Consider the following 24,840-nt stretch of genomic DNA (forward strand, 5'->3'; position numbering starts at 1 on the left):
TCCCTTCATGAAACGAATACTCCGTAACATCACCATACTCAGCTTGTCAGTACTGGGCTTTTCATCGGTCCTGACATCCTGCGACAAAACGATTGACGAACCACAGCGCGTGGGCTACGTACCCGCCAACGTCGACGAAAAAGCCGGTACGTGGAAGACCTATATTCTGACCGCCCCCACCGACGTAACCGTAGCGACACCAGCCTCCGTAACATCAACCGAGTACCAGGCTGAACTGACCGACCTAAAATCAAAATCGGCCAGCCTGACCCGCGAACAGCAGGAAGCGGTGGTGTACTGGGGCGCCGGGGCCGTGTACCGCTGGAACGAGATTGCCCGCGAGTTGGCCGCCCGTTACAACGTACCACCCGCATCGACGCCCGACGGCAAGTACCCGGTGCCCGATGCCAGCAATCCGCTGGCTGACCCGCGGTTCCCGTTTGCCAATCCGCCGTATACGGCCCGGGCCTTGGCGTACCTCAGCGTCGCACAATACGATGCGCTGGTGAGTGCCTGGCACTACAAATACAAATTCAGGCGGTCGGCACCGTCGAAGATCGACGGGGCGGTACGGGTTGCATTGCCTGTATCAGCGCTGCCGACGTACCCTTCGGAGGACGCGGTTGTTGCAGCCGCTTCGTACACAGTGCTGAAAGCGATGTTCCCCGGCGAAGGTCCCTTCCTGGATGCGAAGCTGGCCGAACACCGCAACAGCCGCCTGTGGGCCGGAATGAACGTAGCGAGTGATCTGGCGGCCGGGGCCAGCCTGGGTAATCAGGTAGCCGCCAGCGTGATGGCCCGTGCCCGCACCGACGGCATGAGCGCGGCCAATAACCAGGCCCTCACAACCGACATGATTGCGGCTGCCAAAGCCCGAGGGCTAAGCGAGATTTGGGTAAGTCAGGAAATTCCGGCCCGTCCGCCCATGCTGCCCAACTACGGAGCCGTTACGCCCTGGAACTTCGATAAGGCAACGGTAGCCAGGCTCCGTCCGGGTCCGCCCCCGGCGCTCACCAGCCCGGAGTTTGCCAAAGCTCTTGATGAGTTGAAGACGATTAACAGAAACCAGACGCGGGAGCAGGCCCGCATCGCCAACTACTGGGCCGACGGAGCAGGCAGCTACACCCCGCCCGGCCACTGGAACCGAACAGCCGCCAATGCCGCTCACGAAGCCAGATTCAGCGAGATTCGGATGGCCCGTACGCTGGCTCTGGTCGGCACCACCCTCATGGACGCGGGCGTGTGCTGCTGGGAAACCAAGTTTTATTATTATTTTCCACGCCCTCAGCAGTTTGGCATCAAAACTTCGGTGGGTTTGCCTAACTTTCCGTCGTATACCTCCGGCCACTCGACTTTCTCGGCGGCCGCAGCTACGGTACTGGGCTACGTCTTTCCAGACCGTGCAACTGAGTTCTGGGGTAAAGCTCAGGAAGCATCCGATTCGCGTGTGTATGGACTGATCCACTATCGTTTCGATTGCGAGGCAGGGCTGACCTGCGGCAAGAACATCGGAAACTACGCCATTGCGCGTGGGAAATCCGATGGGTCAGGTTTTTAAAACAAGCAGCATTTCTACGTCGCTTTCCGCTTATACCACCCAGAAACCCGGTTCAGATTTCCAGCAGTACACCCAACCGGTCAGGTAATCGACTGTTACCATGACCGGTTGGGCTTTTTGTAGGGGTTGCTCCCGGAAGCCCAACCGGTCAACGTCTGCTCACTCCCGTTATTTATAGTCGAGCCATGCAGTGGCTGCGCAGGCTTTGTCCGTTTTAAACCGTACCCATCGGGCCTGAAAGTCTTTGGGGAAAGCGAAGTTGACCACTTGCCCCGGCTTTACCGTAAACGTTTTGTACGGCATCCAGACGCCCGTACCCACGGGGTCGGCTTCCAGGGTGAACGTAACGGGGCTGGATGCCTTGTGCGATAGTTGCAGACTCCGCTGGTCATAAAACCCAATCAGGTACGGATCAGAGGTGTCGTTGGCCCGGACCGTGGTGTTTTTCCAGGGGCCACCATGCCCCGTTGGTTTGCCCAGCTTCCACAAGTCATCAATCACCCCGGCCCAGACAGCCGCCTTTTTATCGTCGGATACGATAATGTGTTCTGTATGGGTTGCCGACGGCAAGTCGATGCCAGTCATGAGCAACAGCCCGCGGTAGGATGCGTAGTCGTTAATACGCAGGGTATGCGAAGCAACCGGCCGGATTTTGGCGTAGCCGTCGGCGTTTTCGGCCGGTAATTCGTAGAACGTACCATGGCAGTTGAACAGATCCCGCTCGGTGGCTACCTCCCGGCAGATCCGCACCGTAGCCTGATTAGTCAGGTTTGTATAGGCCTCGTTGCCCAGGGGCAGCCGCCAGCGCCGACCTTTATCATCAACGACCAGTACACTCGCTTCGTCGATCGTTACGGCCCGCTGCGGGATCGCAAACTTGTTCTTGATGAATGAGTGGGTTTCAGTGTCTTCTTTCCGGACCAGTTGCATAGCTGCGTTGAGTTCGTAGTAGCCGACATCAACGGGTCTGGTACCTTCGTACGTAACAGCCGCCAGCCCCAGCGCCCGGCGATTCTCACCCAGGCCATAGAGCATACCACCCAACGATTTTGCCGCCGAAACACTGCTCAGGCCGGCAAAAATGGGGTTCGCCGTGCTAGTGCGGGTGTCGTTGGCCGCGTAAGCAAAGTGAGCCGACAGGGTAGCCGCCCTGTTCGACGTCAAGCGGATCCACTCGCCGGCTGCGTTGGCCGGAAAGGGAATCTGCACGGCAGCGCGGGGCCCAATGGCTGCGGTTTGAAGAGGGATCCACGTACCATTGCCGGTCTTATCCACCTCAAACGTAATCGTCACGTCGGCGTCGCTGCTGTTCTGCACCCAGGCTGACCGGTTGGCCCAGCCCGCAAACAGAAACGGTTCGGATGGTTCGCCGGCTTTAACCGCTTCATTGAGCCAGACAGCCCCTTCGGCCGTGTTGGGGCCAAGCTGGTCGGGCAGGTTCAGGGGTGCAAACCACAGATTTGAGTTCGACTGGCCGGGCCCCTCGATGTTTCCCTTGGCCTTCCGTTTATTCAAAAACTCCTTCTGGGCGGAGTCATCGCAGCCGAACACCAGTTTATCGTTCCAGCGGGTGTAGTCGCCAATTACTTTCAGATACGCCGACCGGGGCCGGATGCCGGCGGTGTTCCTGGCCGTGAAACCGCCGGGAAACGTCCAGAACAGGCCGTGCATCGTCATCAGGTAGTCCGGTTTATCAGCCGTGCCGACATCCCGGATGCGTGGCCATTCGGTATTCCAGCCGTGGGCTCCGTCGTAGCTGTGACTGGCTTTGGGCATCCGGAAAAAACGCCAGCCAGCTTCCCTGTCCCGAACCCCCAGCAAGACGGATTTATGATCCCAGCCCGTAGCCCAGATCGGGTCCGTATCGGGGTTCCTGTTGCCGTAAAGACCACCCGGCCCGGTCACCTCCACAAACTGGTTCCGGCGCACAACCGTCCAGTTTTTCCCGTCCCACTCCGACAGGGCACCCGCGTCAATATCGAACTGTTCAAGGGCCTTCTGCCCGGTTTCGCCGTTGTTGGAATACACCATCACGCCCTGACCCGAATACAGGCCTTTACCGTGGGCCCCCGGCAGCAGCGATGTTGGCTGGTTACCCGTTTCGTCGGCTCCTTTCTTATGCCTGATGTTGCCGTCTTCATACAGCAGCGTGGGCGACAGGCTTTTGACGTCAACTTCATAAAAGCCCTCTTCCATGGTGCCGTAGTAGATCTTATTCTTTGGATCGGTGAGGTGGCGGGCGTTGCCGGTATGGCGTCCCGGCATGGCTTCGTACGGCATCACCCGCACGGTGCCCTTGCCGTCGATCGCGTAGGGACCGATGAATAACTGTCCGCTTTCGGGGTGAATCATCCGGTTGGCCGGGGTACCGCCGATGCTCTCCCGCCGAACCGTCTGCTGCAAATCCGCCGTGATTTCGTACAGCTTATCCGACGAGCCGAACGGCAGATGCGGTCCGTACGTAACGACCCACAACTTACCGGCCCAGGGAACCACCGCACCGGTGCCACACTCACCTTCGTTGTTGTACATAGCCAGGTGCGGGTAAATCCCGCTGTACGACGGCCTGCTTTTGGGCTGGGCAACTACCGATTGACTCAGCATCAGCAGCCCGCCAACGAGGCAGACCGGAAGCATATATTTTTTCATTCAGACAATAATTAACTTGATTATCAACTACACTTCACAACCGGCAACGACACATAAAGTCGCCGGAAAGCCATTAATACCCAGGATTTTGCGTAAGGCTAGAGTTAACGCGACGCTCCAGGGCCGGTATTGGCCAGAGGTATTGCCTTGTTTTATCGAAACTCCGCTGCGCCACCACTTTAACGTCGGCACCGAAGCCTGAATAATCGGCAATGCCATCGTCGTCAATGGGCGTTACCCCCGGAAACGGCCACTTCGTCCGGTTCTGGGCCGTCGGGTCCGGCAATCCGATCACGGGGCGGGTCAGGGCTTTTTCGGCCAGTTTCCAGCGGATCAGGTCCATGTACCGCAGTCCCTCCTTGGCAAACTCAACCCGCCGTTCGCGCCGAACAATCCGCCGAAGTTCGGCGCGGTCGCTGGTCGTCACGGCCGGGTACGCCGACGTTTGACCCACGGCCACCCCATAGGCCCTGGCTCGCACCTGGTTGATGGCGCTGAGCACGCTGGCATCAACCTCGCCCAGTTCAATTTTGGCTTCGGCGTAGGTAAGCAGCACCTCAGCGTACCGTAACAGAATCGCGTCGTTGTCTTCACTGCGTTTGTCGGCCCAGCTCTGGTCAACGCCTTTTTTCCAGAGAAACCCCGTAAAGCTGGCGAAAGCGGCTACGGCCCTGGTATCCAGGTTCGACACACGCCGATTTTCTTTCGAGCTAAAGATGGTGGTTGAATCGGGGTGCGGCTGATACGTATACCCCAGCCATTGCGTACCAAACTCAACAATAGACGCCGTCAGGCGTGGGTCGCGGTTTTTGAACGGTTCTTTCGGGTTATACAGGGGCGACTCGTCAATGGGTTTTCCATCCCGACATTCGTAGGCATCCACCATCTCCCGCGTTGGAATCTGCGCCCCAAATCCACCCGTAACCCGGGGAAGCTGATCCTGTACGTTGGTACCGGTCGTAAACACTTTCTGCGCTTCGTCGCGCGGGATGCTGATAATCAACTCCGGACTGGTTTCTCCGGCCTTAAGAAACAGCTGACTGTAGCTGGGATGCAGGCTATAGGCACCGGCCCCCGTGAACTGCATAATGGCCTGAGCAGCGTCTTTGGCAACCGCCCAGTTTCCGGTGTATAACGCCGTACGGGCCTTAACCGCCATAGCAGCCCCTTTGGTCAGTCGCCTGACGGCCGAAGCGGGGTACGACTGGGGCAGATTGGCGATGGCAAAATCCAGTTCATCGAAAATGAATTTTAGCACCTCCGCCTGACTCGTGCGGGTGACGCCGTAGGAGTCTTCCAGGACCATCGGCCTGGTCATCAGCGGTACGTCGCCGAAGTGCGTAATGAGCCGCGAATACTGATACGCCCGGATCAGCCGCATCTCGGCTTCCAGCTGCGTCATTACCGATGCCGGGGTATTCGCTTGTGCCCGGTCTTTGTTAGCCAGGAACGAGTTGGCCCGGGCAATGGCTTTGTAGCAGGCCGTCCAGTAGGCCTGAACGGTAGCGTCTTCGGCGTTCATCGTACCGAACGTAACGGCGTTGCCCAACTGCCCCCGGTGCCAGTAATTATCGGTGAACTGCTCATTGTCGTTGCCCCAGAAATCCAGTCGGTAGAGGTCGTTGACGGCCAGTTCAAGTTCCGTCTGGTTCGAATAAAACGTTTCCGACGATGGTTCAGACAGTGGGTTCAGGTCCAGCGTATTGCAGGCGGTAACGCTGGTTATCAGCAGGAGTATAGGAAGTAAGTTCTTCATGGCTACTGTGTTGGCTATTCAGGAATCAGCGTTCGGTTAGAAGCGTAAGGTCGCTCCGGCCATCAGGGTCGTTACGATTGGGTAGGCCGAGTTGCCCAGTTCAGGGTCCCAGTACCTGGGGAAACGGTGAACGGCAAACACGTCATTGGCCGATACGTACACCCGCGTCGATTGCAGCCCGATTCGTTTCAGCAGGGCATTACGGAGCGTGTAGCCCAGGGTGATGTTCTTGACCCGGAAATACGCGCCACTGATCAGCCAGAAATCGGACATCTCGTAGTTGGCACCCAGCGACCGGGTCGACAGCCGGGGATACCGCGCCTGCAGGTTCTGTTCGGCCGTATTGTTTCTGCTCCAGAATCGGCCGATAAGTTCCTGCGGTACGTTGCCGAAAGCTTCCGCAAAGGGCCGGACAATCTCGTCGGGCAGGCGGCTTAATTTCTTGCCTACGCCCTGCACCACCAGGCCAACATCAAACCCGTTGTAATCGAAGCGTAGCGTGCTGCCGTATTGGTAGCGGGGTAATGAACCACCGAGCAGCACCCGATCGTCGGGGGTGATCCTACCGTCGTTGTTGATATCGACGTAGCGCACATCGCCGGCCGTTATGTTGGTGTTCAGGCGTGGCGAGTTGGTGGCTTCGTCCGGCGTCTGGTAAAGGCCGGCCGATCGATAGCCGTACCATTCGTTGTATTCACTGCCTTTGAACGTAGACAGGCTACCCAGCACCTGCGTACCTTTCAGATCGACAATCCGCGACCGGGCATCCGACAGATTGAAGGCAATTGAATAGTTTACTTTCCCCGCAATCCGATCGCGCCAGCTCGTTTCCAGTTCCCAACCGGCCACATCCAGAATACCGGCATTCTGCTGCGGGCGTTCGTAGCCCAGGTACAGCGGAATGTCCAAGGCCAGCAGGATGTCGTACGTGCGCTTTTTGTAGTAATCGGCCGTAACGGAAAGCCGGTTTTTCAGGAAGGTGGCATCCAGACCAACGTCGAACGTACGGGTCGTTTCCCAGGAAATGTTTTCAACGGCATAGTCAACCTGACCACCACCATTCAGCGGCACAACCGCTCCGTTCTGGTAGAACAAGGCGTTGCTGAAACTGATCGTGGCCTGATAGGGGTAGTTACCGATCCGTTCGTTCCCTACCTCGCCGAAGGAGCCGCGTAGTTTCAGGAACGAGATCCAGTTGTTTGTGCGAAGGAAATTCTCTTCAGACAGCGTCCAGCCGGCCGAAACCGACGGGAACAGGGCATCGCGGTATTGACGATTAAAGCGCGATGACTGATCGTAGCGCAGGTTGCCCTGGATGTAGTATTTGTTCTTGTAATCGTACTTGACCCGGCCGAACACCGACCGCAGCGCCACCTCACTGGCGCTTCCTGAATTATCGCGCAGCTCCTGCGACCCGGCGTTGAGGTACGGAAAACTGGTCAGCGCAAAACCACTCCGGGAAGCCGACAACGATTCGTTGCTGTTATAAATCTCTTCGTAGCCGCCCAGCACATCGATGTTGTGCCCACCGGCAAAATCCCGCGTATAGTTGGCCAGCAGTTGCCCCGTAATGGCCAGATTTTCGGTTCGCCCTTCGGAGAGCGTCGTGCGGGCCTGGTTGCTGAACGAACTCGGGCTGCCGTCTGGGTTGGTAAACGAAATGCGCTTGGAGAACGACTTGGTTTTGTCAAGGTCGATGGTTGGCGAAACCAGCGCAGTTAAGGTGAGGCCGTCGACAGGCTTAAAGTTGAACGCCAGCCTGGCCAGAATCTGGTTGTAGGCGCCGTTGGTGGTACCGCCTTCATTCAGCTGCGCAATTGGATTGCGGCCATCTTTGGCCAGTGCATATCGACCATCCGAATAGAAATTGTCGTAGATGGGCGGCATGACCCGGGCCTCGTAAATTGGGTTGACAACCGGCGCGACGGTATTGGTCCGTTTGTAGGCCACATCGAGATTAACCCCGAGCTTCGTGTTTATCTGTAAGTCGTTGTTTACCCGGAACAGGTAGCGCTCGTAGTTGTAGTTGTCGTAAAAAGCCCCCGCTTTGGTGTAGCCTAACGAGGCTTTTGTCTTGATTTTCCCTGTTCCCATCGTGAACACCAGGTCATGACGGATACGGGGGGCCGTTTCCCGGGTCATAACGGTTTTCTGCCAATCGGTGTTGGCAAACGGGAATACGTCAGGCCGCTCGCGATTGTAGCGCTCAAAATTCTCGATGAAGTCCTGCGAGTACGGCCCGCTGGAGGAGCCATCGTTGGTAGCCTGCTCATTGAACAGCCGCATGTATTCGGGAGCACTCGCGTAGGCCGGCAACGCCGTGGGCCTCTGAACCCCATACTCAACGTTGTACTCGAAACTACTCTGCCCTTCCCGGGCCCGCTTCGTCGTTACGAGGACCACCCCGGCAGCCCCGCGCGATCCGTAGATAGCCGCCGACGCAGCATCTTTCAGAACGGTGATGTTTTCGACGTCGTTCGGGTTGACGTTGTCGATGCTGCTCACCGGCACGCCATCGACGATAATCAACGGGCTATTGGTCCCCAGGGTCGTAATGCCCCGAATCAGGATGTTGGAACCGGCCCCCGGGGCTCCGCTGCTCCGGGTAACGGATACCCCCGCAATACTCCCCTGTAAGGCCTCCGAGATCTGGACGGTCTGGCGCCCGCCGACGTCTTTGGCATCGATGGTCGAAACCGCGCCCGTCAGGTCTTTCTTTTTCTGCGTACCGTAGCCGACTACCACAACTTCTTCGAGGGAGTTGTCGTCGGGTTTCAGCGCAACGTTCAGGGTTGACTGGCCGGCGGCAGTGAGCTCCTGACTTTGGTACCCCACGAACGAAAACGTCAGTACTACGGTAGCCGCGTCGGGAATCGTGAGCTTATAGTCACCGGTAGCATCGGTAACGGTACCCCGCTGGGTCCCTTTGACGACAATACTGACGCCGGGCAGGTCCTTGGCTGCTTCGTCGGTCACCTTCCCGCTTATCTGGCGGGTCTGCGCCAGCAGCGGGGTTAACCATCCACAAAACAACACACAGCTTAGTAGAAGTTTTTGTCGCATAATTTTTCCGATATTTATTGGTTCTTAGTCGGGTCTACCCCGAAAGGACTTGGAATAAATTTGAGTAAGCAAATATAAATTTGCACTATGCGACGATGAGCCTGGCCGATCTGACCATTTGGCTGACCAAAATTATGGACAAGATAAGCTATTGATAAACAGACCTTTATCTGAGCGATGATTGCAGAAAGTGGACAAGGCAAGGCCGGCTTCTACTATCACCTGGAGCACTGTTGTCAGCTGGTAAGTGAAACGTATGGCAAACCCGAACGTACGGCCTGGACAAACGGCGACTACGTCCGGCTGAGTCATATCCTTTTCCGGAAGACCAGCGTACAGATCAGCCCCAATACGCTCAAGCGAATTTTCGGCAAGATCAAGACGGATTCCCGCTATTACCCCCAGAAAGCCACCCGCGACGCACTGGCCAGTTACGTCGGCTACCCCGACTGGGATCACTTTGTCGAAGCCCAGTTGCGACCGGAGCCTCTCGTTGAGCCGCCGGCCGAAGCGTTACCGACACGGCAAACCGCCGTACCCGTAGCCGCCCTTGGCCCGGCCCCCACGAAAAAACCCTACGCCAACCGGCCGCTCTGGTTGATAGGACTGGCTGTTCTGGTTCTTTCCGTCGGTGGTCTGCTACGATCAGGCAGCCCCATTGCCAGGAAAGCCGCCCCAACCTCAGCTCAGCTGATCTGTAAAAATCCGGTTGGTGAAAACCCCCATTCGGCAAACCTGCAGATTCAGGGGCTGGAGGAACTTGTGGATAAATCGACCCACTATCAGATTGATTTTGGCGACGGGAAGCGCAAGCCGATTGACACGACGACCCTACTCTACAATCACTACTACGAAAAGCCGGGGCGCTACTTTGCCGTGTTGAAGCGAGGTTCACAAAACCTTGATACGGCGACCGTTTTTTTGCCGACCAGGGGCTGGGCGGCCACTGCCTACATGATGTACGACACCACACGGGTCTATCCGATTGACATACCGGACTTGTTCGTGACCGGCAAGCGAAGCATCAGCGCAACCGAAACGGCCCACGCCGGAATTGATACCAACCGAACGTTTTTCATTGAGTTTGCCAATACACAAGCTACGGACATCGACGCGGATAATTTTGAGCTGACCACCCACGTACTAACCTCGCCTACCCGGACGGGCGTTCGGTGTTCACAAGTAGGCGTTACGGTCTACGGGGAGTCGTCGAAACACTCGTTCGAAATTATCAAGCCCGGGTGCGTGTACTGGTCGCAGATTCAGCTATCGGAACAGGTAAAATGGGGCCAGCGGGACGATTTACGGTTTCTGGGAGCCGACCTCCGCACGGGCGGCACACTGACCCTGCGGGTTGTTAAGCAACGGGCCCATGTGTTCATCAACGGCCGACAGGTCTATGAAGCCTCGTACCAGCATCCCCTGCACCGGGTCTACGGCGTCAACATCCGGTTTGCGGGCATCGGCACCATCAATTCGTTCTCGTTGAAAGACCTGAAAACAGGGAAGGCGTTTGCGGGCAATTTTTAGACTGCCAACGCACGTAGAGAGGGCTTTGGCTTCGTCTATCCAGTTCCCAGTGCGGCATTCGTACGAGCGCCGATCCAGCAGAAATGCCTTCACCAGGTCAGCGAATGCTCACTACAGCTAAACTTCCCGTACGTATTCCTTGTAACCATTTCCTGGGTGCTCACACCCCCGCGAGTACACTCTGCTCCCGGTACAATCGCAGTAATTCCTCGCGCAGAATTCCCAGCCCTTTGTGCAGCAGCTCGTCACTGATCACCAACGGGCTCAGCACCCGAATGACGTTGCCATACACGCCCGCACTGATCAGAAACAGGCCACGCTGGGCACAGGCCCCAACGAGTCGGCTGGTCAGGACGGGATCGGGCTGATTGGGATCGCCGTTTTTAACCAGTTCGAGGCCCACCATCGCGCCCAGACCACGAACGTCGCCGATGGCCGAGCAGTCGCGCTGCAGGTCCTTGAAGAAAGCGTACACCGTTTTGCCCACTTCCTCGCCGAGCCGGTTAATATCGATTTGCTGCATGTATTCGATAGTCGCCAGGGCGCCGGCGCAGGCCACCGGATTACCCGCGTACGTACCGCCGATGGTGCCCGGTTTAGCCTTATCCATAACCTCGGCCTTACCCATGACGCACGCAATGGGAATGCCCGATCCCATCGACTTGGCCCAGGTAGAGATATCCGGCACAACCCCGTAGTGCTCATAAGCCGCCCACCGACCCGTCCGGCCGAAACCCGACTGCACCTCGTCCAGAATGAGCAGGATACCGTATTCGTCGCAAAGCTGGCGAAGGCCCTGCAGGTAGCGTCTGGGCGTTACGTAGAACCCCCCTTCGCCCTGCACCGGCTCCAGAATCACGGCCGCTACGTTCTCCGGTGCCACAACGCTGCTGAGGTACTTGCGGAAGTCGGCCAGTTCCTGCTCCACAAACTCGTCGACATCCAGCCCCCGGCCGTTGTGGTAATAATCCGGGAAAGGAATGCGGTAGACCTCCGGCGCAAACGGCCCACAGCCCAGTTTGTAGCTGACTTTCGACGTGAGCGTCATGCCCATCATCGTCCGGCCGTGGAAACCGCCGGTATAACAGATAATGCCCTGCCGCCCGGTGGCCTGCCGGGCTATCTTGATGGCATTTTCGACGGCTTCGGCTCCGCTGTTAACCATCATTACCTTCGTAGCCTCGCCATGCGGCAAGATTTCTACCAGCTTTTCGGCCAGCAGTACGTACGGCTCATGCGTCAGCAGGTTGAAGAACGTATGCATGAGTTTACCCGCCTGCTCGCTGATCGCCCGCACGACCGGCTCGGGACAATGGCCCGCATTCAGCACACCAATTCCGCCCGAAAAGTCGATGAATTCCCGGCCGTCGTGACTGACAAACGTAGCCCCCTGTGCATACGCAGCGTCGAGGGGGGCGCTCATTACCATCGCCTTCGGAACGACCGCGTTCCGACGTTGGAGAAGTTCCTGTGAGGTCATGGTTGTTGACTGGATAAGTAGCCTGGCCGGGCTATGAATGGCCAATGTACACCGTCTTTGTATGGCAGAAATCCTTGATACCGGCTTCGGAAAGCTCCCGACCGTAGCCGGACTTTTTGACCCCGCCGATCGGCAGGCGCGAATCGGAACGCACAATGGCGTTGACGAACACGCTGCCTACTTCCAGCCGACGGCTCAGCCGGTCTGCTTTGGCCAGATCCTGCGTCCAGATGGCGGCACTCAGGCCATAGCGGGATTGATTCGCCAGCCGGACAGCTTCGGCTTCGTCGGCCACTTCGGTGATGGTCGCCAGCGGGCCGAAGGTTTCTTCGCGAAACACCACCGACTCCGGCGATACGTTGTCCAGCAGCGTCGGCTGGAAATTAGCATCGTGGCGCTCACCACCCGACAGCAACGTAGCACCCTCATCCAGTGCCGTTTGCAGTTGTCGTTCAAGCTGTTCGGCCAGATCGACCCGCGCCAGTGGGCCTATTTTGGTATCATCCTGCGTTGGGTCGCCTTGTTTCATGGCGTCAATCAACGCTTTCACTTTCTCCGTAAAAGCCGCTTTGACCGGTTTTTCGACCAGGAATCGTTTGGCGGCAATGCACACCTGACCGGCATTGCTCATCCGCGACTGCACGGCGGCCTCGGCGGCTTTGTCCAGATCAGCATCGCTTAGAACGATAAGCGCATCGCTGCCGCCCAGCTCCAGCACTGACTTCTTGATGTTCCGTCCCGCCAGACTGGCTACCGTCGAGCCGGCGCGTTCGCTGCCCGTCAGCGTAACCATACCCACGCGGTCGTCGGCCAGCAAGCGCTCTACGGCGTCGACGTCGTTGATCAGCGCCTGGAATACGCCCGCCGGAAAACCCGCAGCCCGATACGCTTCTTCAATCGCCTGCGCACAGCCAAACACGTTCGGCGCGTGCTTCAGCAGCGTTACGTTGCCCGCCATCAGGGCCGGCACCGAGTAGCGGAATACCTGCCAGAACGGAAAATTCCACGGCATAATAGCCAGTACCACTCCCACCGGCTCATACACCACCCGGCTTTCCTGCGCATCGGTCGGGATGCGTTCGGGCTCCAGCAGGCGTTCGGCATTGTCGGCGTAGTAGTCGCACTGTCCGGCGCATTTATCAACCTCACCCAGCGACTCCGACAGGATTTTACCCATCTCGGCCGTAATGCGTTCGGCTAACCGTTGCCGATTTTCGCGCAGGTACGTGCCCAGTTGGTGAAACAGCTCACCCCGTTCAGCAAACGAGCGGTCGGCCCACTCCCGCTGGGTTTCGGTCGCCCGGGCGAGTTTGGCCTCAACCTGCTCCGGCGTTTCTTCGGTGAATTCCTGAATAACGTCGAGCGTGTATGGATTGATGGATTGAAACGTCTTTGGCATAATCACTTTGTTCAAACGTACCAGCCGAGCGGGGCTTCGTCGAGATTGATGTTGATCTGCTTGGTTTCCAGATACGCTTCAATACCATACTTGCCCAGTTCCCGACCGATACCACTTTTCTTATACCCACCCCACGGCATTTCGTTGAAGGTTGGGTGGTAGTTATTGACCCACGTAATGCCCGCCCGGATTTTTTTAATGACCCGGTTGCCCCGGTTGATGTCGCGGGTGAAAACGCCGGCCGCCAGCCCGTATTCGGTATCGTTAGCCAACCGAACGGCCTCCTCCTCCGTATCAAACGGAATAACGGCCAGAACGGGCCCAAAAATCTCTTCACGGGCAATGCGCATGCCGGGGGTCACATCCGTGAAAATGGTGGGTTCAACGAAGTTACCTTTTGCAAACTCCTCGCCTTCCGGCCGTTTCCCCCCGGTGAGCAGCGTTGCACCCTCGGTTTTTCCGATCTCGATGTAGCGCTCTACTTTGTCGCGGTGTTCCGCCGACACCAGCGGACCCATCCGAACGCCTTCGTGCAGGCCATGACCCAGTTTTATGCCCTTCGCAATGGCTGCAACACGCGACACAAACGCGTCGTGCACCGACCGCTCAACCAGCAGCCGCGACCCGGCCGAACAGACCTCACCCTGATTGGCAAAAGCGGCAAACGCTACCCACTCGGCCGCGGTATCCAGATTGGCATCGGCAAAGACCACAACGGGGTTTTTACCGCCCAGTTCCAGCGTTACTTTCTTGATGTTTTTGGCGGCTGCGGTCATGATTTTGCTGCCCGTATCGGTACCGCCCGTGAACGCAATTTTATCTATTTCGGGATGACCCGCCAGCGCGGCCCCGGCCACTTCTCCAACGCCCGTTATGATGTTGACCACACCCGGCGGAAAGCCCACGGCCACAATCAGCCGACCGAGCTCCAACAGGCTTAAGGGCGTCAACTCCGACGGTTTGATCACCAACGTACAGCCAGCCGCCAGCGCCGGAGCCAGCTTCCAGACGGCCATCAGCAGCGGGTAGTTCCAGGGAACAATTTGAGCCGCTACGCCCACCGGCTCCCGCACAACCATGCTCATCATGTTCATCGGTACGGGTACGGTCTCCCCCATGACCTTGGTGGCCAGTCCGGCGTAGTAATCAAAACAGTTGGCCGCGTCGGCTACGTCGGCTTCAGCTTCGGCGAGGGGTTTGCCGCAATTACGGGTATCGAGTTCGGCCAGCATCCCGGCCTGTTCGCGAACGCGGTTGGCCAGGGCCATCAACAGTTGGGCCCGGTGGAGGGCGTTGTCGTCGTTTTTCCAGGAACCGTTGTCAAAAGCCTCGCGGGCCGCCTGCACGGCACGGTCCACATCGGCGGTCGTCGCTTCGGGCACTGTGCCGAGTACTTCCCCATCCGCGGGGTCTGTGATGGTGCGCGTACCGCCGTCAGAAGCGCCAACCCAATGGTTGTTGATAAGCATTTGGTAGGTTCTCATTGCATAAATCAGTTAAACCGTTTGTGGTTCGTAGTTTGATGTTGCTGGCGCGTCCTTGAATTCTGTGAAGGGTAACTACGAACTACGAACCACAAACTATTGTAAAGCCAGGGTCGCTTTTCCGACCGGCCAGTTTAGAAATACGTCGGTATACCCGTCCAGGGCGTTGATGGCGTCGGGTTTTACAGCAATATCGATCGGTGTGTCTGAACCGGTCAGGTTACAGTGAATTTTCCATTGGTTGCCCAGAAACGTCCGGCCAACGACCTGGGCAGGCAAGCTAAACGCATCGGCTGGCCGCTGGCGGTTAATAATGACGTGTTCCGGGCGAATGAACAGTAAAGCCGCTCCCTGCTGCTTAGGTGCCTCCGCAACCGGAATCCTGGTGGAGCCGTAGTGAAACTGCCCGCCCTCGACCGTACCAGACAAGGTGTTGTTCTCGCCAATGAAATCGGCCACGAACTGACTCGCCGGGTGGTCGTACACCGTCTGGGGGGCGTCTAATTGCTCGATAACCCCCCGGTTCATCACCGCGATTCGATCCGACATGGTCAGGGCTTCCTCCTGATCGTGGGTCACAAACACGAACGTAATGCCTAACTGCTGGTGCAGATTTTTCAGCTCGATCTGCATCTGTTTGCGCAGCTTCAGGTCAAGAGCCGCCAACGGTTCGTCCAGCAGCAGAACCTTCGGCCGGTTGACGATGGCCCGCGCCAGCGCAATCCGCTGTTGCTGCCCCCCCGACAGTTCCTTTGGTTTGCGGTCGACAAAGCTTTCCATCCGTACCATCGCCAGCACCTGTTCCACCTCGCGGGCGACCGTCGCTTTGTCAATGCCTTTCTGTTTCAGGCCAAACGCTACGTTCTCCCGCACGGACAGGTGCGGAAACAGGGCGTAGTTCTGGAATACGGTATTGACGTTCCGGCGAAACGGAGGCAGGGCCGTAATGTCGTCGCCGTCGAGCAGCACCTGGCCATGCGTCGGGTTTTCGAAGCCTGCAATGATCCGCAACAAGGTCGTTTTGCCGCAGCCGCTGGGGCCCAGCAATGTCAGGAACTCACCCTGCCGGATGCGGAGGCTAAGCGACGGAATGACGCGGTTCGTACCAAAGTACTTCTCGATGGCTCGTAGTTCAACAATATCGGGCATCGTTGGCGGGTTGGCTGGAACCGTCGAAACGGCGGTTGGTTGGGCAATGGTCATGGTTGTCCTGAATCAGATCGGTTTCGTTTCCCGTTCGCCAAAGCGCACCGACAATACCAGCGTCAGCAGCGAGATCAGAAAAATGAGCGTCGATACGGCGTTCACTTCGGGCGTAATGCCCCGGCGCAGCATGGTATAAATCTCAATCGGCAGCGTATTGTCGCGGGCAATGAGAAAGAACGTCACCGGGATTTCGTCCAGCGACAGCGTAATACTCAGCAAAGCCGCACCAATGATTGCCGTGCGGATGTTGGGCAAAATCACTTTGAAAAACGCCTGCACAGGTGTTGCTCCCAGGTCGGCGGCTGCTTCTTCCAGAAACGGATCGAGTCGTTTCAGCCGGGCATACACCTGCGTCAGGACGATGCAGATCAGGAACGTAGTGTGTCCGATGGCAACGGCTGTCAGCGAGATACGAACCCCGATCAGCGGAAAAAACGACAGCATCGCAACACCCGTCAGAATGCCCGGCAACGTGATCGGCAGCAGAATGACCCGTTCGAAAAAGCGTTTCAGCCGGAACTCGTATTTCTTCATCGCCAGGGCCGCCAGCACACCGATGACCAGGGCCAGCGTCGTGGCGACTACCGCAATCACCAAACTTATCCGCAGCGAATGCAGCAGTGGCTCATTATCGAGCATTGTCCCGTACCACTTCGTTGAGAAGCCCCGCATTGGAAACGAGTTGACCGTATCGGGGTTAAACGAGTACAGCACGACGACCAGCATCGGGAAGTAAATAAACGTCATCACGGCCAGCGCAGCCCCACCGATGGCGATGTCGAGCCCGTTTACCCGGCGGAATGACTTACCCAGGCTCACCTCAGCGCGGTCCGGCGCGTCGGCCGTTAGGTCTTTATCTACGGATTGCGTGTACATCATCGACCGGATTCTAAACTTGAAAACCGCTTCTCCGCCCGCGCCGACATCTCCAGCACTACCAGCACAATCACCAGCAGAATGATACCAATGGCAGATCCCAGCGGCTTATCGTTCGACGTACCGAACATGTTCTGGAAGATGTTGGAAATGAACAGCGTATTAGGCCCGCCCAGCAGGATCGGCGCCAGAAAATCGCCCAGCGACAAGACAAACGCAAACGTAGCCCCCGCAATGATGCCGGGCAGACTCAACGGAAACACCACCTTCCGAAAGGTCGTGAACCGGTTAGCGCCGAGGTCTTTTGAGGCTTCCACCAGTGCCTTTGGTATCTGCTCAAAGGCGGTGTAAATCGGCATCAGGACGAATGGCGTATAGATGTGCACCATGCAGATCACCACCGATACGTCGCTGTAAAGCAGCACACTGATCGGCGCATCGGTCAGGCCGACGTACATCAGCAATGAGTTCAGCACCCCCTCTTCTCCCAGGATAATCTTCCAGGCGTAGGCCCGTACAATGTAGCTCACCCACAACGGCAGAATGATGAGCGTGTAGAGCAGCGTCTTGTTGCGCGTCGCCTTGAAAGCAATGTAATACGCCAGCGGAATGCTCAGCAGCAGACAACAGAGCGTCACCGTCGCCGACAGGGTAAAGGTTTTCCAGAGCGTACCGTAATACAACGGCCCACTAAAAAACCGGCTGTAGGAGTCCAGCGAAAAACCGGGCTGCAACAGGCCAAAATCGTCGACGGTGTAGAAGCTCTGCGTCAGCACCCGGACGTACGGCAGAATCAGAAAGGCCGTCATCCAGAGCACCAACGGCGCAAACAGTAACCAGAACGAAGCGGGAAGCCGTTTCATCGACTAGATAGCGCCACCCTTCACCTCGTTCCAGACCTCGTTGTAGCGCTTCCGCTCCTTGACGTACTGCCAGAAATTCAGCTTGTCGAAGTAGTACTGCGTGTTGTTCATCTGCGTCACCTCCTGTAGCTCCGGCGTCAGGAAGCGCGTAGCGCCGGGGTTCGCCACCGAGTAGTTGGTTACTTCGGCTACTTTAGCCATGTTCTCGGGAGCCGTGATGTAATCGATCCACGCCATAGCCAGGTCCTTATTAGCCGTGTTTTTGGTAATCATCAGCCGGTCGATCCAGCCCGTTGCGCCTTCCTGGGGAATGATGCCTTTCACGTTCATACCCTCTTTTTTCAACGTAGCGGGTGTCAGCGGCCAACCGACGGCCATCACCACTTCCTTGTTTTTCATGAGGTTATCAAGTTCACCGGCCGTTACCCAGTACTTACGCACCTGCGGCTTCAGTTCCATCAGCTTTTTCTTGGCCTCCGCCAGTTGCTGCTCGTTCATCTTGTAGAGACCTCCCTTATCCTGCTTATCGTAACCAAGCATCATACCGGCCAGGTAAAGGCTCGAAATGTCATCCCAAAGCGCGATTTTACCTTTGTACTCGGGTTTAAGAAACTCGTTCCACGATTTGGGTTCGGTCTTCACTACGTCGGCATTGTACACCAGGTAGTCGGGTCCCCAGGTGAAGGGAACGCCGTAAGTTTCGCCGTTTTTCACAACGTCCTGCATCGACCGGAGTTTGTCGGCGAGGCTGTCGTAGTGAGCCACTTTCTTCAGATCGATAGGCTGCACCAGATCGCGCTCCACCAGCGCCTGGGCCATGTCGGGCGAGGGCGTTACGATGTCATACACATCGCCACCACCGGCGGTCAGCTTGGCAATCAGTTCGTCGGACGAGCCGAAGTACGTTCCTTTAACCGTTACGCCGTATTTCTCTTCAAACGCCTTGGTAAACTTAGGATCGGCGTAGCCTTCCCAGCACAGAATATTGAGGGTTTTGCCTTTAAAGTCGGCCGTATTGACGGCCGTTGATTCAGAAGAACCCTCTTTTTTCTCACCGCCACCGCAATTCCAGAGTGTTACGGCGGTAGCCAGCGTCAGGGCCGAAAGCAGCAGTTTTTTCATGGTGTTCGTGTATGGTTTTTAGGGATTATGATTCTGAATCAAAGACAACTCCGGCTGGCCCCATTTGTACACTTTCAGGTACATGATGGTTTCGGTTTTGCGAACGCCCGCAATCGTATGAATGCGCTCGTTCATCAAATCCAGCAAATGGTTGTTGTCGCGGCACATTACGTTGACTTCCAGATCAAACTCACCCGTCCGCATGGCTAAAAAGCTGACTTCGGGTAATTCCGCAATTTGTTTCGCAATCCGCTGTACGCCCTCCACACTGTCTACCTGCACGAGAATACTGGCGTAGGCGTTAAACCCTACCTTGTTCGGATCAACCCGTCCGATGATCTTCAGAATACCCTTTTCAACCAGATTTACGTAACGCTTACTGACCGTACTGACCGCTATACCCAGCCGCCGGGCAATATCGGAAAACGACTCCCGCCCATCACGCTGCAACGACTGCATGAGTTGAAAATCAACCTCATCGGGCTTATAGTTATCATTATCTCCGTTGAACAACTGCATCCGAACGATTTACTGCACAGCAAATAATTTCAAAATTTTTTTGATTGTCAATAACCAAATCGAAAAATTTTCGATACGAGCCTGACAAATAAAAAATTTGTGCGCTTGACCTTGAGCGTACCCTGCGGCTTCAACCCCTTCGACGCCACGGCCGAGGCTCTTGCCGCCCGCGAATGAGCTGACATGCTTCGCCACAGCGCAAGGGCGGCAAAATGGCCGCTGAGTGAAGTCCGTGCTTCTACGCCCGACTTTTTTGTAACATTGTCGGTAGTATTTCGGTATAATTTTCAGTACCAATCGACCAGAAGCTGCGATGAGCACACCAACCACGGCTAAGAAGCCGACTAAAAAACGCGCTCCCCAGTCCAACGCTGAGCTTGCTCTTCAGACCACACTGTCCGGTATTCAGGGGCAGCAACGCGTTGTCATCGAGCACGTGGCACCCGAGATTGACGGCGGGCGCTTTCCCATCAAAGCCGTACCGGGTGATGTTATAGCCGTTGAAGCCGACATTTTTGCGGATGGCCACGACTACCTGGCCGCCCGGCTCCTCTATAAGCACATCGAGGACGGCACCTGGCAGGAAACGGCTATGGCGCTGATCATCAACGACCGCTGGGGCGGTGCTTTTGTGGTGGAGAAACAGGGGCTGTACCACTATACCATCGAAGCGTGGGTCGACCATCCGGCGTCGTGGCAGCACGAGATTCACCTGAAAGTGGCCGACGGGCAGCGCATCACGAGCGAACTCCTGGCCGGAGCAACCTACGTCGAAGGCATGGCGCAGCGGGCTGGCCGACAGGCCGGTAACGCCCATGATGAAGCTGAACTGTATCGAATTGCAACCCTGTTTCGTACCGGCTCGGCCGAAGGCGAGGGCGACAACTACAACGAAGCCGTTTCGTTTGCGGAAAGCGAACAGTTTCTGCACTACGCCCATCTGTACCCGGAACGCCAGTATCCGACCCGCTACGCACCCGAGCTGGCCGTTGATGTGGATCGCCCGCGGGCCGGGTTCAGCACCTGGTACTGCCTGTTTCCGCGGTCGGCTTCGCGCGAGGTAGGCCGCCACGGTACTTTCCGGGATGTTGAAGCGCTGCTGCCGCGCATTTCGGGCATGAGCTTCGACGTATTGTACCTGCCGCCGATTCATCCCATCGGCACGTCGCACCGCAAGGGCAAAAACAATTCGGTCGTGTCGCAGCCGGGCGATCCGGGCGTTCCGTACGGGATCGGCTCGGAGCTGGGCGGGCACGATGCGATTCACCCCGAACTGGGCACACTGGACGATTTCAAGCATCTGATCGCCGTCGCCAAAAACTACGGTATGGAGGTAGCGATGGACCTGGCCATTCAGTGTTCGCCCGATCACCCCTGGGCCAAAGAACACCCCGAATGGTTTAAAAAGCGCCCGGACGGCACAATTCAGTACGCCGAAAATCCGCCGAAGAAGTACCAGGATATTTATCCCGTTTATTTCGAAACCGAAGACTGGCAGAACCTCTGGCTGGAACTCCGGCGCGTACTGCTGCTCTGGGGCGAATGGGGCGTTCGGATGATCCGCGTCGACAACCCGCATACCAAACCATTTGCGTTCTGGGAGTGGATCATCGCCGAAGTAAAGAAAGTGTATCCCGACATGATCTTCCTGTCGGAAGCCTTCACCAAACCCAAGGTGATGCAGGAACTGGCCAAGCGGGGTTTTGCGCATTCATACACGTACTACACCTGGCGCAACAACAAGCAGGAGCTGCAGGAGTACCTGACCGAACTGACGCAGAGCGAGATGAAGTACTACTTCCGCCCGAACTTCTGGCCGACCACCCACGACATCAATCCTTATAGCCTGCAGGGTGGTCATGAGCCGCAGTTCCTGATCCGCTATTTCCTGGCCGCTACGTTGTCGAGTAACTACGGCATCTACGGCCCGTCATTCGAACTGATGGAGCACATCCCGTTCCCGAATAAAGAGGAATACCTGAACTCCGAGAAATACGAAGTTCGCTACTGGGACTGGGACAAAACCAACAAACTGACGTACCTGATTGGCCTGACCAATCGCATCCGGAAAGAAAACCCGGCCTTGCAGAAGACCAGCAACATCACATTCTGTACCGTCAGCGACGATGCCATCATGGCCTACGTGAAAGTGGCCGAAAACAACCGTCTGCTCACGGTGGTCAACACCGACGCCTACAGCCGCCGGGCGGGGATGGTGCAGGTGCCGATCTGGGAGCTGAACATACAGCCGGACCAGCCGTATGTGGTCTACGATCTGCTTACGGGGGCTTACTACACCTGGCGCGGTGAGTGGAACTACGTCGAACTGGACCCCTATACTTTGCCGATGCACCTGTTCCGGATCGACCTGCTGTAGGTGTTCTGGAAAGGGTTTCCATGACGCCCGGCTTCTACAAACCGGGCGTCATGGCTAACAAGGGCCGTGAACCGTTAGTTGTATGTTCAGTTGTTGTGACTTTACACGTATGTGTTTTCCTACTCAATGCTTATGTCCTCTCAGCCCCTAACCTCATCAACTACCTGGTCTACCCTCGCCGATGACGCTACGTTCTGGCCGGCGCTGGCCGATACCCTGTTACCTTCCTACGTCAACACCTGCCGCTGGTTTGCGGGGAAAGCCCGGCATCAGGCCGGTTTTTCGATTCCGGTGGTGCATACGCTCCCCCTTCCAGGCCAGACCGACGAACCCGATTTCGCGTATCTGCTGATTCTGGAAGCCCGCTATACCGACGGCGAGCCGGAGCGGTACCTGCTGCCGGTGTCGTTCGTGGCCGACCATACCGCGCATCAACTGCCGTTTCGGCTGGCCGACGTGCCCGACAAAGGGCGGATTGGTGAGGCCGTGCTGGGCAATTCGCCCGGTGTGCTGATCGACGCTATTTACGACGACCGGTTCCGGCAACTGTTGTTTGCGGCCATCCACGACGACCGGCGTATGCCGCAGCCGGACGGGCAGTTGGTTTTCAACCGCGGGAAAGGACTGGAGGACGGCGATAACACACTGCCGTCGCGGGTGCTGCCGGTCGATTCGAGCAATTCGGCGATGGTATTCGGCGATAAATATTTCATGAAACTATACCGCAAACTCTTCCAGGAAACCAACCCGGAGGTGGAAATGGTGGCGTTTCTGACCGAAGAGGGTGGGTTTACGCATATTCCGGCCTTTGGAGGCAGCATCGTGTGGCAGCGCCCCGACACGGCCGATGTTACACTGGGCATGGTGCAGCGCATGGTACCCAATGACAAGGACAGCTGGATGCAGACCGGCGATTACCTCAATGATTTCCTGTACGCCGTTCCCAACCGGATGTTTGCCATTCGGGAGGATGTGTTTGACCGGGTCGAGCTGCTCGGCAAGCGAACCGGCGAGATGCACTGCAGTCTGTATAAGCCCGGTACTGAGCCGGACTTTGCGCCCGAGCCGTTCACGGACGAGTACCGTACCTTCATTATCCGACGCCTGGAAAGCCTGCTCGAACGCCGGTATGCCCTGCTGGTCGACAATTACACGAAACTCGATCCGCTGGCGCAGCGGCAAGCGTGGGTGTTCATGGAAGCCAAAGAGATGATCGACCAGTTCATCGACGACTTTCGCACACGGCCGCTCAGTTCGCTACGGATTCGGATTCACGGCGACTATCACCTCGGTCAGGTACTGGCAGCGGGCAACGACTTCGTTATCATCGACTTCGAAGGCGAACCCGAAAGCAGCATTTCCGACCGGAAAATCAAACATTCCCCCCTCAAGGACGTAGCCGGGATGATCCGGTCGTACCACTACGCCGTGAGTGCCAAGCTGTTCAACTCTTCGGAAACGGAGGGCATCGATCCGGCGCATTTGCAGCGCGTGTCCGACCGCTGGTTCTACCTGATTCGGGATACGTTTCTGAATGCCTACCTCGATACGTTCGGCACACCACACCCGCTGTTCAAAAACAACAGCGAAGTCAACTTTCTGTTGCTGGTGTATCTCCTCGAAAAGGCCGTATACGAACTTGGCTACGAGATCAGTTACCGGCCTTCGTGGGTCAAGATTCCGCTTAAGGGCATCATCGACGTCATCCGTGAAATCGAGAAAATCCGCCTGAGCGACATGGGCCATGTTGAGGAAATCCCGATGCTCCAGACGGGTTTGCTGACGGACAAGAGTGTATGACGCGCCAAACGTAGTGTAACCGTGAGTTACAGGTAACTGCATAGCCTTTTTTGTCATCCCTTCTGGCGTCGGGATGACAAAAAAAGGCCGGTTTTAATCTTCAGAGAGCCGTCAACAATCCGGTATTTCGGTCAGGTCAGGAGATAGCCTTCCCGTTTTTGACGTATCGTTGGCGCATAATTCACGGGTTTAACGGCCGATGTTTGTAGTTCGGGCCTGAAGTTCGTAGTTTGACAGGCGAGCCCTTCGCCCGGCTCGAACGACAAACGCTACTCTAAACTCATGACACCTTTTGAGAACGCAACCGTTATCATCACCGGGGCTGGTTCCGGCATTGGCCGTCAGCTTACCATCCAGGCCGCAGCCCAGGGCGCTCAGGTTATCGCTACCGATGTGAACGAAGCCGGCCTGGCCGAAACCGCCCGCCTGGCCGGCGACAATGTAGAAACCCAGCCGCTCGACGTATCAGACCCAACCGCCATTCGGCTCTTCGCCGAAGAAACCCTCCCTACCCTCGACGACCGACTGCTGATTCTGGTCAACAACGCAGGGGTAGCCCTGGGCAGCGGGCCGTTTGCCGAAACTGAACTGGATGATTTTGAGTGGCTGCTGAGTATCAACCTGTGGGGTGTTATCCGCATGACCAAAGCGTTTCTGCCTTATCTGATCATGCAGAACGAGGGCCACATCGTCAACGTATCGAGCGTGTTTGGTCTGGCCGGGGTGATGAACCAATCGGCCTACTGCACGGCCAAGTTCGGCGTCCGGGGCTTCACCGACACGCTGCGCATGGAACTGATGGACACCAACATCGGCGTTACGTGCGTACATCCGGGCGGCATCAAAACCAATATTGCCACCAATGCCCGCATCGGCAGGAGCGGCTTCGTGACGGACGCGATGCACAAGCAGGGCGCCGTCAGTTTTGAAAAAGCCGCCCGCACAACCGCCGAAGCAGCCGCCCGCCAGATCTGGGAAGGGGTTCGGCGCAACAAAGCCCGCGTTCTGATTGGGGCCGACGCCCGCCAGATCGACTGGGTAACGCGTATGTTCCCAACCAGCTACGTCGGTATGATTCGCGACCAGATGGAGAAGGCATTTAGTACGGGAGTTTGACGGTTAAGTAGGTTTCAAGTTCAAAGTTTGTATTTTCATGGT

General features: G+C 57.0%; 17 protein-coding genes. 5 read left to right on the forward strand and 12 right to left on the reverse strand.

The features are described 5' to 3' along the window. The first annotated feature begins 7 nt into the window (after positions 1 to 7). Positions 8 to 1,558, forward strand: coding sequence for a vanadium-dependent haloperoxidase (locus DYU11_RS26650; RefSeq protein ID WP_119670783.1), 1,551 nt, complete (start codon positions 8 to 10; stop codon positions 1,556 to 1,558). A 168-nt stretch (positions 1,559 to 1,726) separates the two neighbouring features. Here the strand turns inward: DYU11_RS26650 and DYU11_RS26655 are convergent, their stop codons facing one another. From DYU11_RS26655 to DYU11_RS26665, 3 genes are all read right to left on the reverse strand, one after another. Further along, the gene (locus DYU11_RS26655; RefSeq protein WP_119670784.1) at positions 1,727 to 4,207 is read right to left on the reverse strand and encodes a hypothetical protein; all 2,481 of its coding nucleotides are present in this window, start codon (positions 4,205 to 4,207) and stop codon (positions 1,727 to 1,729) included. 73 nt (positions 4,208 to 4,280) lie between these two features. Further along, a complete protein-coding gene (locus DYU11_RS26660) occupies positions 4,281 to 5,963 on the reverse strand; it encodes a RagB/SusD family nutrient uptake outer membrane protein (protein WP_119670785.1) in 1,683 nt (560 codons plus the stop codon). 36 nt (positions 5,964 to 5,999) lie between these two features. Next, positions 6,000 to 9,026, reverse strand: a complete 3,027-nt coding sequence (locus DYU11_RS26665) for a SusC/RagA family TonB-linked outer membrane protein (protein ID WP_119670786.1) — start codon at positions 9,024 to 9,026, stop codon at positions 6,000 to 6,002. Positions 9,027 to 9,203: 177 nt separating this feature from the next. Here DYU11_RS26665 and DYU11_RS26670 point away from each other — a divergent pair, with 177 nt between their 5' ends. After that, positions 9,204 to 10,556, forward strand: coding sequence for a hypothetical protein (locus DYU11_RS26670; protein WP_119670787.1), 1,353 nt, complete (start codon positions 9,204 to 9,206; stop codon positions 10,554 to 10,556). A gap of 160 nt (positions 10,557 to 10,716) precedes the next feature. Here the strand turns inward: DYU11_RS26670 and DYU11_RS26675 are convergent, their stop codons facing one another. The 9 genes from DYU11_RS26675 to DYU11_RS33380 form a co-directional block, all read right to left on the reverse strand. After that, a complete protein-coding gene (locus DYU11_RS26675) occupies positions 10,717 to 12,036 on the reverse strand; it encodes an aspartate aminotransferase family protein (protein ID WP_119670788.1) in 1,320 nt (439 codons plus the stop codon). A gap of 31 nt (positions 12,037 to 12,067) precedes the next feature. Further along, positions 12,068 to 13,435 carry an NAD-dependent succinate-semialdehyde dehydrogenase gene (locus DYU11_RS26680; RefSeq protein WP_119670855.1) on the reverse strand — a complete coding sequence of 456 codons (1,368 nt, stop codon included), beginning with the start codon at positions 13,433 to 13,435 and terminating at the stop codon, positions 12,068 to 12,070. Between the two features lie 11 nt (positions 13,436 to 13,446). Further along, positions 13,447 to 14,919, reverse strand: coding sequence for an aldehyde dehydrogenase family protein (locus DYU11_RS26685; RefSeq protein WP_119670789.1), 1,473 nt, complete (start codon positions 14,917 to 14,919; stop codon positions 13,447 to 13,449). A 96-nt stretch (positions 14,920 to 15,015) separates the two neighbouring features. Continuing rightward, on the reverse strand, positions 15,016 to 16,122 hold the full coding sequence (locus tag DYU11_RS26690) for an ABC transporter ATP-binding protein (RefSeq protein ID WP_199736801.1): 1,107 nt from the start codon (positions 16,120 to 16,122) through the stop codon (positions 15,016 to 15,018). Between the two features lie 12 nt (positions 16,123 to 16,134). Next, positions 16,135 to 17,004: an ABC transporter permease gene (locus DYU11_RS26695; protein ID WP_199736803.1), complete on the reverse strand. Its 870-nt coding sequence runs from the start codon at positions 17,002 to 17,004 to the stop codon at positions 16,135 to 16,137. After that, entirely contained in the window at positions 17,001 to 17,864 is an 864-nt protein-coding gene (locus DYU11_RS26700; protein ID WP_119670791.1) for an ABC transporter permease, read from the reverse strand. Before DYU11_RS26700 ends, DYU11_RS26695 begins: the two co-directional genes overlap by 4 nt. 3 nt (positions 17,865 to 17,867) lie before the next feature. Then, entirely contained in the window at positions 17,868 to 18,986 is a 1,119-nt protein-coding gene (locus DYU11_RS26705) for an ABC transporter substrate-binding protein (RefSeq protein ID WP_119670792.1), read from the reverse strand. A gap of 18 nt (positions 18,987 to 19,004) precedes the next feature. Next, positions 19,005 to 19,505, reverse strand: coding sequence for an Lrp/AsnC family transcriptional regulator (locus DYU11_RS26710; protein ID WP_119670793.1), 501 nt, complete (start codon positions 19,503 to 19,505; stop codon positions 19,005 to 19,007). Positions 19,506 to 19,514: 9 nt separating this feature from the next. Then, positions 19,515 to 19,700, reverse strand: coding sequence for a hypothetical protein (locus tag DYU11_RS33380; RefSeq protein ID WP_158600369.1), 186 nt, complete (start codon positions 19,698 to 19,700; stop codon positions 19,515 to 19,517). A 118-nt stretch (positions 19,701 to 19,818) separates the two neighbouring features. Here DYU11_RS33380 and DYU11_RS26715 point away from each other — a divergent pair, with 118 nt between their 5' ends. The 3 genes from DYU11_RS26715 (at position 19,819) to DYU11_RS26725 (ending at position 24,798) form a co-directional block, all read left to right on the forward strand. Then, on the forward strand, positions 19,819 to 21,882 hold the full coding sequence (locus DYU11_RS26715) for an alpha-1,4-glucan--maltose-1-phosphate maltosyltransferase (RefSeq protein ID WP_119670794.1): 2,064 nt from the start codon (positions 19,819 to 19,821) through the stop codon (positions 21,880 to 21,882). Between the two features lie 132 nt (positions 21,883 to 22,014). Further along, entirely contained in the window at positions 22,015 to 23,682 is a 1,668-nt protein-coding gene (locus tag DYU11_RS26720; protein ID WP_119670795.1) for a putative maltokinase, read from the forward strand. A gap of 282 nt (positions 23,683 to 23,964) precedes the next feature. Then, the gene (locus tag DYU11_RS26725; protein WP_119670796.1) at positions 23,965 to 24,798 is read left to right on the forward strand and encodes an SDR family NAD(P)-dependent oxidoreductase; all 834 of its coding nucleotides are present in this window, start codon (positions 23,965 to 23,967) and stop codon (positions 24,796 to 24,798) included. Positions 24,799 to 24,840 lie beyond the last annotated feature (42 nt).

Source organism: Fibrisoma montanum (assembly GCF_003583365.1).
Taxonomy (GTDB): domain Bacteria; phylum Bacteroidota; class Bacteroidia; order Cytophagales; family Spirosomataceae; genus Fibrisoma; species Fibrisoma montanum.

What these genes read in the sequence shown, in the direction of transcription:
- DYU11_RS26650 (WP_119670783.1), top strand. Translation starts at nt 8, where the DNA reads ATGAAACGAATACTCCGTAACATCACCATACTCAGCTTGTCAGTACTG.
- DYU11_RS26655 (WP_119670784.1), bottom strand. Translation starts at nt 4,207, where the DNA reads ATGAAAAAATATATGCTTCCGGTCTGCCTCGTTGGCGGGCTGCTGATG.
- DYU11_RS26660 (WP_119670785.1), bottom strand. Translation starts at nt 5,963, where the DNA reads ATGAAGAACTTACTTCCTATACTCCTGCTGATAACCAGCGTTACCGCC.
- DYU11_RS26665 (WP_119670786.1), bottom strand. Translation starts at nt 9,026, where the DNA reads ATGCGACAAAAACTTCTACTAAGCTGTGTGTTGTTTTGTGGATGGTTA.
- DYU11_RS26670 (WP_119670787.1), top strand. Translation starts at nt 9,204, where the DNA reads ATGATTGCAGAAAGTGGACAAGGCAAGGCCGGCTTCTACTATCACCTG.
- DYU11_RS26675 (WP_119670788.1), bottom strand. Translation starts at nt 12,036, where the DNA reads ATGACCTCACAGGAACTTCTCCAACGTCGGAACGCGGTCGTTCCGAAG.
- DYU11_RS26680 (WP_119670855.1), bottom strand. Translation starts at nt 13,435, where the DNA reads ATGCCAAAGACGTTTCAATCCATCAATCCATACACGCTCGACGTTATT.
- DYU11_RS26685 (WP_119670789.1), bottom strand. Translation starts at nt 14,919, where the DNA reads ATGAGAACCTACCAAATGCTTATCAACAACCATTGGGTTGGCGCTTCT.
- DYU11_RS26690 (WP_199736801.1), bottom strand. Translation starts at nt 16,122, where the DNA reads ATGACCATTGCCCAACCAACCGCCGTTTCGACGGTTCCAGCCAACCCG.
- DYU11_RS26695 (WP_199736803.1), bottom strand. Translation starts at nt 17,004, where the DNA reads ATGATGTACACGCAATCCGTAGATAAAGACCTAACGGCCGACGCGCCG.
- DYU11_RS26700 (WP_119670791.1), bottom strand. Translation starts at nt 17,864, where the DNA reads ATGAAACGGCTTCCCGCTTCGTTCTGGTTACTGTTTGCGCCGTTGGTG.
- DYU11_RS26705 (WP_119670792.1), bottom strand. Translation starts at nt 18,986, where the DNA reads ATGAAAAAACTGCTGCTTTCGGCCCTGACGCTGGCTACCGCCGTAACA.
- DYU11_RS26710 (WP_119670793.1), bottom strand. Translation starts at nt 19,505, where the DNA reads ATGCAGTTGTTCAACGGAGATAATGATAACTATAAGCCCGATGAGGTT.
- DYU11_RS26715 (WP_119670794.1), top strand. Translation starts at nt 19,819, where the DNA reads ATGAGCACACCAACCACGGCTAAGAAGCCGACTAAAAAACGCGCTCCC.
- DYU11_RS26720 (WP_119670795.1), top strand. Translation starts at nt 22,015, where the DNA reads ATGTCCTCTCAGCCCCTAACCTCATCAACTACCTGGTCTACCCTCGCC.
- DYU11_RS26725 (WP_119670796.1), top strand. Translation starts at nt 23,965, where the DNA reads ATGACACCTTTTGAGAACGCAACCGTTATCATCACCGGGGCTGGTTCC.